The sequence below is a fragment of the Bradyrhizobium sp. Mp19 genome, assembly GCF_029952935.1.
In the GTDB taxonomy this organism is placed as follows: Bacteria; Pseudomonadota; Alphaproteobacteria; order Rhizobiales; family Xanthobacteraceae; genus Bradyrhizobium; species Bradyrhizobium elkanii.
This window is the reverse complement of record NZ_JASAUT010000119.1, coordinates 1-9,043: the sequence shown is the minus strand read 5'-3', so window position 1 is coordinate 9,043 and position 9,043 is coordinate 1. Positions and strand designations below refer to the sequence as shown.

Annotated in this window: 9 protein-coding genes and 1 pseudogene; 7 read left to right on the top strand and 3 right to left on the bottom strand. The window is 59.9% G+C overall.

Features of this window, described 5'->3' with window-relative positions; translation table 11 throughout:
• Positions 1-193 precede the first annotated feature (193 nt).
• From QJT82_RS44500 to QJT82_RS44490, 3 genes are all read right to left on the bottom strand, one after another.
• Positions 194-757, bottom strand: coding sequence for a GNAT family N-acetyltransferase (locus tag QJT82_RS44500; protein WP_244436099.1), 564 nt, complete (start codon positions 755-757; stop codon positions 194-196).
• A 221-nt stretch (positions 758-978) separates the two neighbouring features.
• Entirely contained in the window at positions 979-1,164 is a 186-nt protein-coding gene (locus QJT82_RS44495) for a hypothetical protein (RefSeq protein WP_038380113.1), read from the bottom strand.
• A gap of 316 nt (positions 1,165-1,480) precedes the next feature.
• Positions 1,481-1,747, bottom strand: a complete 267-nt coding sequence (locus QJT82_RS44490; protein ID WP_155258812.1) for a hypothetical protein — start codon at positions 1,745-1,747, stop codon at positions 1,481-1,483.
• Between the two features lie 1,888 nt (positions 1,748-3,635).
• On the opposite strand from QJT82_RS44490, the gene QJT82_RS44485 reads away from it, so the two are divergent.
• The 7 genes and pseudogenes from QJT82_RS44485 (at position 3,636) to QJT82_RS44455 (ending at position 8,908) form a co-directional block, all read left to right on the top strand.
• Positions 3,636-4,670, top strand: a complete 1,035-nt coding sequence (locus QJT82_RS44485) for a tyrosine-type recombinase/integrase (RefSeq protein ID WP_051448157.1) — start codon at positions 3,636-3,638, stop codon at positions 4,668-4,670.
• Positions 4,667-5,593, top strand: coding sequence for a tyrosine-type recombinase/integrase (locus QJT82_RS44480; RefSeq protein ID WP_018270000.1), 927 nt, complete (start codon positions 4,667-4,669; stop codon positions 5,591-5,593). The genes QJT82_RS44485 and QJT82_RS44480 overlap by 4 nt, the downstream gene beginning before the upstream one ends.
• The gene (locus tag QJT82_RS44475; RefSeq protein ID WP_018269999.1) at positions 5,590-6,591 is read left to right on the top strand and encodes a tyrosine-type recombinase/integrase; all 1,002 of its coding nucleotides are present in this window, start codon (positions 5,590-5,592) and stop codon (positions 6,589-6,591) included. Before QJT82_RS44480 ends, QJT82_RS44475 begins: the two co-directional genes overlap by 4 nt.
• 114 nt (positions 6,592-6,705) lie before the next feature.
• Positions 6,706-6,858, top strand: a pseudogene (locus QJT82_RS44470) (transposase domain-containing protein); the annotation flags it as partial.
• Positions 6,859-6,887: 29 nt separating this feature from the next.
• On the top strand, positions 6,888-7,472 hold the full coding sequence (locus QJT82_RS44465; protein WP_028344409.1) for a UPF0149 family protein: 585 nt from the start codon (positions 6,888-6,890) through the stop codon (positions 7,470-7,472).
• Positions 7,473-8,297: 825 nt separating this feature from the next.
• A complete protein-coding gene (locus QJT82_RS44460) occupies positions 8,298-8,603 on the top strand; it encodes a hypothetical protein (protein ID WP_129964851.1) in 306 nt (101 codons plus the stop codon).
• Between the two features lie 125 nt (positions 8,604-8,728).
• A complete protein-coding gene (locus QJT82_RS44455) occupies positions 8,729-8,908 on the top strand; it encodes a hypothetical protein (protein WP_141382075.1) in 180 nt (59 codons plus the stop codon).
• Positions 8,909-9,043: the final 135 nt, after the last annotated feature.

The window sequence follows — 9,043 nt, the reverse complement described above, 5'->3', positions numbered from 1 at the left end:
TCCAGGTCATCTGCTTCTCCGATGGCTTCGAACACCTCGAAGAATCACAACCTGCTGAAATCACCCAACTTTAATTTCCGGTCAGCCTCTCAGCACGCTTACAACGTAAGATTATCTGCCATAATACAGGAACAAATCTTCCACCCTCGAAGACTCGAACAATCCGTCCGCGAAGCGATTGCTCGCGACACGATTAGGTCTGTGCCTGATCAGCTGATTCTGATGGCGTCATTGGCGTGGGAGGGCGAGAAGACTGCGCTGCAGCGAGATCCCAGAGCATATAGGTCGCAGCCTCGCCGTAGCACGCTAACTTTGCGCGCAATTCCGCATTCGTCGTGACTGACCGAAAGCCGAACTGTTCCCATAGCGGCCGCGTGGCATAGACCGAGACCAACGCTAGAACTGCACCCGACGAGCGTGCGAGTTGTTCGAGCGTCCGGATATAGGCCGCCGCTACACCACCGCGGGCGAAGGGCAACACGGCCACGTCGTGCACGTAGAGGCAGTCCGCATCGTCGGGCAAGCTTGCTAGGAAGCAATCGAGCGGCGGAATCTGATACTGCTTCCAGGGGTGGGCAAGGCCGTAGCCGACTATCCCTTCATCCCCGACGAGCACGCGGCAGCCGTCGGGACAAAGCCGCATCTTCTCCGCAAACACGTCAGGCCGCTCAAAAAGATCGGGATGGATGCGCTCTGCGATCGCGATGATCGCAGCAATGTCGGTCGTGCTGGCCGGACGCCAACGAGGCTTGCTCACGTCTATCCTCATCCCCTCTCATTCGTCCAATCGATTCGGTCGCTACCATGGGCGCAGCGAAGAATATCGCTGCCATCGTCGCAGGACAACACGCCGCTCGGCTCCCGAATCGTGATCCGGTTCAGATACCGTTTCCCGCTCGCGTTACGGCGGGAGTCGTTGACTCGTCCGGAAAGACTACAAGTATGAAGCGCGGTACGGAGGTAAGTGGCGGCAATTGATCAAGTACGAAACGCTTGATGATACTTGAGGAAAAGGATCTCTCGGCTTTGCTCCTCCCGGCCAGAAGAAAGACAATGGATTTCTCTCCTTCGGCAAGTCGTGGCGGCAAGATCTTCCAGCGTCCACAAGCCCTGATCCATCAGCACTACGGACTGCGCCGCAGCGCCATCGTTGTCGCGCGCCATGGAAAACTGCCCCCTCAGCGTCACGAGGAATTGCCCCCTCCTCGGATAGCTGAGGAGAGAGTGAATGAAGCAGGAACGAATCACTGAAGGCTCGCCGTGGAGTGATCCACGGGGGCAAGTGATGAAGACGCCGGATGACGTGGCGGAGATGTTGCGCCTGAGAGCGTGCGGGGGGGTCTGAAGCGGATTGCGCGGCAGCTGGGCTGCAGCCATCACACGGTGAAGGACTACGTGGCGGGGGGCGGGGTGAAGCCGTTCAAGCCGCCTGAGCGGCCGAAGCGTCTCGACGGTCTTGAGGGTTGGCTGCGCGAGAGGCTCATTCGTTCATCGCGGCAATGCCGACGTGGTGCGCCAGGACCTCTTGGTCGAGAAAGGCGCGGCAGTTAGCCGGCGAACGCTGCAACGCGCCGTGCAACCCTATCGCCAGGTGCTGAAGGCGGAGGTGCTGGCGACGACGCGGTTTGAGACCCCGCCAGGCCGACAGCTGCAGATCGACTTCGGGGAGCGCCTGGCCGATATCGGAGGGGCGAAAGTCAAGGCATTCGTGTTCGTGGCAACGCTCGGCCACTCGCGACGGCTTCATGTGCGTGCGTTCCGGGCCGTGAGGCAGGAGCATTGGTTTGCCGGTCTCGAGAGCACATTCACGACCTTCGGCGGTGTGCGCGCGATGCCTCAGCAGGACCGATGCAGGTCGTCTACGGCGACCACGGGCGAGAACTCGTCACTACGAAGCATCGATCGCTGAAAAGATCGACACCGACATAACTGCCTTTCTCGATTGGTACAACACCGAAGGGAAAATCGATCCGCTCATCAAGGCCGCAATCGCGCGTCTGTGGTTCGTGACGATCGATCCCTGTGAAGACGGCAATAACGTATCGCGCGCGCCATTGCCGACATGTCGCTTGCGGCTCCGGAAGGAATTCCGCAGCGCTTCTACAGCATGTCCGTTCAGATATGACGTGAGGGAAAGACCGACTACAACGTGCTGGAGACCACCGACCTCGGACGTCACGCCGTGGCTTGAGGGTTCCTGGGCCACCCTGAACGCGCCTTCAGGGGGCAGAAACCATTCTCGCGGCCGTGCTTGAAAAGCGGACGTCTGGAAGTGGCAGTCGCGAGACGTAGACCGTATCGTGACCGGCTAGGCGGAGCGCATGAATTTGGCTAGCCTTACAACCAATGAGGGAGTGAGACGTTGCCGCAAGGACAGTAGGCCGGCACATTGAGCCGCCATCAACGGTGCTTCGACTGCGCCGCGTCGAAGCGTGGCGGAGAGTGCGGCTAGAGCGACTGCTCAGCAAGAGTGATCCGGACAGGACCAAGCGCATTCGCGCCGCGCGTCTGTATCTGGAAGCTGGCGCTCGCCGGATGGCCGCTGAGCGCGGGATCATTGATCGCTGATGTGGGAGTTCGACAGCATCCTGCGGGGCAAGCGATCAGCGGGACAACATAAAGACGCCGGGCGTCGTCGCGAAGTTGGCTTCGGGTGCAATCTATATGCATCACGGTACGCTGTCTCCGTGCGGAGCGCTTCGCGAAACTGGTTCGCAGGCAGATAGCTTGTCTTCCCCGATAGCTTCGTGGACATCTTGATCCAAGAGAATTCTGCCCCGTTATCACCGGCCCACTGTGCTGCTCTACTGATGGGCCAGCAACGTCGCGGCCGCGCCGCCGCCTGTCGCAGTGAGACCCGGGCCGCAACCCGATCGACAAGCCATCCCCGCATAAGCCAACCCACTGCAAGCGCCAGCAGATGCGTTCGCCACTGCGATCAAGGAATGCAGGGCAAAACGACTATCAGGCGAGTTGAAGGGCTTCGCCTAACCCAGTGTCCGAACACTCGCATCATCGCGGCTTTCAGAAAGGCGATCTACAATACCTTCATTTGATAGTGCTCCTGACGACAAATCGCATGCAGATTGCGAAGCCTTGACCAACAGCAGTTGTCAGAAGCCAGACGCCAGCGTAGCCAATTAACAGGCGTTCGCTAACATGGTCACGGCGCAGAAAGCCCGAGACGCGATAAGGTCGAATAAAAAACAAAGCCGCCCGCGCGGCGGCACTTCTGTGTGAAAGAAGGCGCAACTTGTTCCGCCCCCGCCGATGTTGCCACAAGCGCGACATTGCACGCGAAGGTGCAACGACCGTCCGCCCCCGCTGCCGCATTGGGCGTCTTTCTCTATCTTTCGCTGACGATTGCCGCGATCAGTTCAATGCCTGAATGGGGCTGCAAGAGGCGGGCATTTTTATTGCACACGTTGTCATGAGGCTCATCGTGCATGCTTCATGTCAATGTGAAAAACCGGCGCGCAGACCGGCCGCATCAAGATGGACGTGCGGCGAGTGGACCGATCTGGATAGCGAAAAAGCTATAAGTCCCGAGTCGTAGAATTCGAGTATATTGCCGATCGTTGCGCCCAACACGGCGCTGCCGGTCAGGTCTGAAGCTGACTGATCTCGATGAGCGTGTGACCGAACGGTACCTTAAGTACCGAGCGCGGAAGCTGTGCATCCAGGCGGGCGACCGGGCGGCGCTGAAGCGGTTGCTATCGGTGTTGCGCGAGGCGGGCATGATTGCACCTGCGCCACTGCCGCCGACCACCCCGGAGCACCAGATATTCGAGGGGTTTAGTGATTATCTGCGACAGGAACGCGGGCTGGCGCCGAGGTCCATCATCTGCCACCTGCCATCCATTCGCCGCTTCCTGCGTGAGGTATGCCCTGCTGGTGCCCGCGATCTCGGCAACATCAGCCGGGAGGGCGTCACCCGCTACATCGAGCGCCACGCCCGGGATGGGAGCGCGGAATCCGGGAAGCGGATGTGCTGGTCGCTGCGCGCATTTCTCCGATACCTCCATCATAAGGGGGTGACTCGGCTTGCACTGGCGGATTGCGTACCGTCGGTCAGGCAATGGAAGCTCGCAAGCCTGCCGACCTATCTGTCCGCCGCGCAGGTCCAGAAGGTCCTCGATGGTTGCGATCGGGCCACCACGATGGGACGGCGGGATTATGCCATCCTGATGCTGCTGGCGAAGCTCGGTTTACGGGCTGGCGAGGTCGCGACCCTCACCCTGGATGATATCGACTGGCGATCCGGCGAGATGCTGATTCGCGCCAAGGGTCGGCAGCGAGCGCGAATGCCGATGCCTCCAGACGTCGGTGCGGCCATCGTTGCCTACCTGCGGGATCGCCGTTCGACGTCGTCGTGTCGCCGGCTGTTTCTGCGCACGCCGGCGCCTCACGTCGGCTTTGCATCCGGTTGCGCGATTACGGTGATCGCCAAGACCGCCCTGGAGCGCGCCGGCGTCCGTGGCTACGCCCACCACGGCGCCCACATCTTCCGACACAGCCTTGCTACCGAGCTTCTCCGATCCGGCGCCACCTTGTCAGAGATCGGCCAGTTGCCGCGACACGAGAGCCATGACACCACGCGCATCTATGCGAAGGTGGATATCCAGAGACTCCGCACATTGAGCCTGCCGTGGCCGGGAGGCGCGCAATGACCACTCTGCGATCCGCACTCGAGCAATATGTGAGCATGCGCCAAGGGCTTGGATACAAGTATCAGCAGCAGGCCCGGCGGCTCGCCAATTTCGTCTCCTTCATGGAGGAGCGCAAGGCCGTGACCATCACCACGAAGCTCGCCGTCGCCTGGGCGACTCTGCCACCCGATCGTCACGCATCCTGGGTCTTGCGATTGACCGATGTACGCGGTTTCGCGCGCCATGTCGCGAACATCGATCCCGGGACGGAGGTGCCACGCGCCGGGATCTTGCCACCCCTGAAGCGTGCCAAGCCCTACGTCTACAGCGATGCGGAGATCGAGGCGTTATTGAAGGCGGCACGTGCCCTGCCTCCCGCAAACGGACTGCGGCGCTGGACTTATCATTACCTGTTCGGGCTGATCGCAGTGACGGGCATACGTCTGTCCGAGGCGATCGGGCTTGAGCGTGCCGATGTCGATCTCAAGGAAGGCTTGCTCACAGTTCGAGAGAGCAAGTTCGGCAAATCACGCCTCGTGCCCTTGCATCCGACGACCCGTGCAGCTCTCCGCAGCTACGCCAAACGGCGAGATGCTCACCTCGGGTCGTGCTGCGGTACGCACTTCTTCTTGGCCGAGCGCGGTGGCCGATTGCGGCACCAGTATGTTCACCGTGTTTTCTTGTGCTTGTCCCGCGAGATCGGCCTACGGCGCCCGGGCGACCATAGCGGGCCACGCATACACGATTTCCGGCATCGCTTCGCCGTCCGCACACTTCTCGGCTGGTATCGCGACGGGACCGATGTCGAGCAGCAGCTTCCGGCGCTTTCCACCTATCTCGGCCACACCTGCGTGCGCGACACCTATTGGTATCTTTCGGCCTGTCCGGAGCTGATGGAAGGGGCCGCCCGCCGTCTCGACCGGCGCTGGGAGGTCAAGCCATGAAGCCAAGCAGCAACCTCGCCGCGCTCATCGAGCGTTACTTCACCGTGCGGCTCATGCACGAGCGCAATGTCAGCGCCAACACGATCGCATCCTATCGAGACACGTTCCGGCTGCTGTTCACGTTCGCACAGGCGCAGCTCCGCAAGCCGCCGTCGGCCTTGGCCCTCGACGATCTAAACATGCCCTTTATCAGCGCGTTTCTCGCTGATCTCGAGACGAAGCGGGACGCCAGCGTCAGGACGCGCAACCTGCGTCTGACAGCGATTCGCTCCTTTTTCCGGTTCGTGTCTTTCGAGGAGCCGGCTCACAGCGCCCTGATCCAGCGCATCTTGGCGATTCCAAGCAAGCGTCACGACAAGCGCCAGGTGCATTTCCTGGCACGGTCCGAGATCAAGGCGATTCTTGCCGCTCCTAATCGCACGACTTGGCTCGGACGTCGCGATTATACCTTGCTGCTGCTTGCGGCCCAGACCGGCTTGCGCCCGTCCGAGCTGATCAGCCTCGACAGGGGTGCCGTCCACCTCGGCACCGGCGCGCATGTGCGATGCGTCGGAAAGGGTCGAAAGGAGCGATGCACGCCACTAACCGCGCACGCGCGCGGCGCCCTCCAGGCATGGCTCAAGGAACCGGCGCGCCACGGCGCAAACGCGCTGTTCCCCAACATGCACGGTGGTCGGCTCAGCGCCGACAGCGTCCAATCGCTCCTGGCCAAGCATGTGCGTGTCGCCAGCGAGAGCTGTCCGTCACTGGCGTCCAAGCGGGTATCGCCGCACGTGCTCAGGCACAGCGCTGCGATGGAGCTGCTGGAAGCGGGCGTCGATTGCTCGGTAATTGCGCTGTGGCTCGGTCATGAGTCGATCGAAACGACGCAGACCTACCTGCATGCCCATCTCGCACTCAAAGAAGCGGCCCTCGCTAAGCTCAAGCCGTACGCACACCGCAAGCGAACCCGCTTCCAGCCGAGCGACCGCCTGCTCGCCTTCCTTGAGGCGCTGTAAGATGCCAGACTATGCCGAATGGAAGCAGGACGACGATCGCTCGACCAGCGGCAAATCCGCGCGAACGACGGGCTCTTCCCAAAACCATTCGGCATAGTTCGGCGGTCGGCATAAACGGCAAAACTCCATGAACTCGATCCTCAGATCTATCTGACGGACGTGCTGGAGCGGATTGTCTCCGGGCGAACCAAGAGCCACCAGCTCCACGAGCTGCTCGTCTGGAACTGGAAGGCGGCCCGTGAGCGCATCGCACAGGCTGCAGCATGAGCCCACGTCGCCCTAAAGCTTCATCGTCGATGGCGGCCGCCGCCATGCCGCTTGCGGAGCTCGAGCAATGGCTCCAGGCTCGCGTCGATCAGCATCCTGCCGCCACCGGTCTCCCCATGCTCGACGGCTACGTCGCCGCGATCGTGGCCGGACCGGTGTCGATGAGCCCGCTCGATTGGATATGCCCACTGCTTGCCATCGATGCCGATGCCTTCAACCACGGCGGCACCCCGGAGTTCGCTGCGATCTCCGCCGTCGCGCTGCGTCATAACGAGATCAGCCAGATCCTTTCCACCACGCCTAACCAGTTCGCCCCGATGCACCGGCGTCAACCCAACGGCGTCGTCGATCCGCGACCATGGTGCCAGGGATTCTACGCCGCGATGCGGCTCAGGCTGTCGGCGTGGGCGCCATTGCTGGACGCCAGCAACGTCAATCACCGCCTGCTGCTGCCTATTCTGCTTCACTGTCGCGACGATCAGGCCGGTCCGCTGCTCGGACCGCCACGGACCGGCCGCGAGACCCGAGACTCTCTGCGCAACGCCCACCTCGATATTCCCGCAGCCGTCGAGGCCATGCGCCAATACTGGATGCCGATCCGCTACGCACGCTAATCACCGCCGACGTGGGAGCTCATACCGGTTACGAATGGCAGGCTGCGCGCCTTTCGAATCTAGCCCTGTAAAACGACGAAACAGCTTCGACTTGTTGAAGATGTAACCGAAGAGCGGAAAGAGCTCAGTTGGTACGCCACGTACGCAACTTTTTCTTTTGCTACAGGCTGAATTGAATTACTTGAAGCCAGCACGCGTAGACCTCTTCGCATCACCTGCATTCGGTGAATCAGGATCATCTTTTAGCCAAATTGCAAATTTGTTTTGCGAGATCCGCCAGGAGATTGGCGGTGCCTAAGCGGTATACTCTCCTACCGCTGCCCTAACGGGCGTTTCCTCCCTTGACTTGGCCGCCGGTCCTATGGATCGGCGGCTCACTTCGGTATCGGGTCAACGCTTTCAGCATTGACGGAATCATAGATCAATCTGGAGCTCGACGACGACGGCGCTGGGGGGCCATGGTGTATCGGGATTGAAACTATTTATGCAGCATAGAGGTGTGCAATTCAGCATTCGAGAAGTATTGCCGGGCGAGTGGCGCTACAGTTTCCAACTCGATGGCAAGACGATCAGTGGCCGAACCCGAACGAGGTTGGAGCTTCTTGCGGTTCGTCGGGTCAAGGATCGCATCAATCGTGAATTGAATCGCGGCACGGAACATGTGAGTTGATATAGAGCTGCGCTCCTGTTCCAAATGCTATTGGGGCGAAGCCGTGGGCGCGGATTCCGCCATTCCGCCACCTGCTAATCTATCAGTGCACATCCACCGATGATAACGAATTTTCATTTTAGACACGGACCGCTAGCTAACTAAGGGGGCATTGCGTGCCAACATACCTGGCATCTTACGATATAAAAGAAACTAGCCCAGATCCACATTCCACGTTTCTCAAGCAAGCCGCGGCCCACAATTGGAAACTTTGGATACTCGCCACCAACAACATCTGGTATCGCCTACCGAACACCACTCTTGAAGGCACCTTCGCGAATATCGAGGCGGCGAAAGCAGCATTGGAAGCAACTCGCGCCGCCACCGAAAGGGAGATGGGACGGACCGTAACGATGAACAAATGGATCATTGTCGACTACGGAGCATCGAGCTTTAATTCGGATCAAAGACAGAATGTGTGACTCAGCTATTGGAGCAACCGTTCCGCCTCAGGGCCATAGGGACTATCGCATAGCGCTAGCTAAGATCGGCTTGCAACCTCGAGAGACAGCTCATAAAGTAACGTGTATTGAATGGAGCCATTACCATGTCCGACGAAAAAGACGGTTCGCAGCCCGTCAACCAAAATTATACTCCCGAAGTCATCAAAAACTACAGACCCGCGACGCTGCCAAACCAGCAGCATCCGGGTCATGGGGTAGACGGAAATTATATTCCGACGACCGATACGATTCCTAGTTCACCACCGCCGAAGCCAAAGAAGTAATTCGATTTAAATCCGGCGACGGAGATCTACTCTCGCGATTTGATCGGCGGGAATATACGTAGTCGTCCGTGAAGATCGGCTAAGCGATTGAGGCAGAATCGCATTTGCTGGTGTGGACTGTTTTTGGATTGCAAG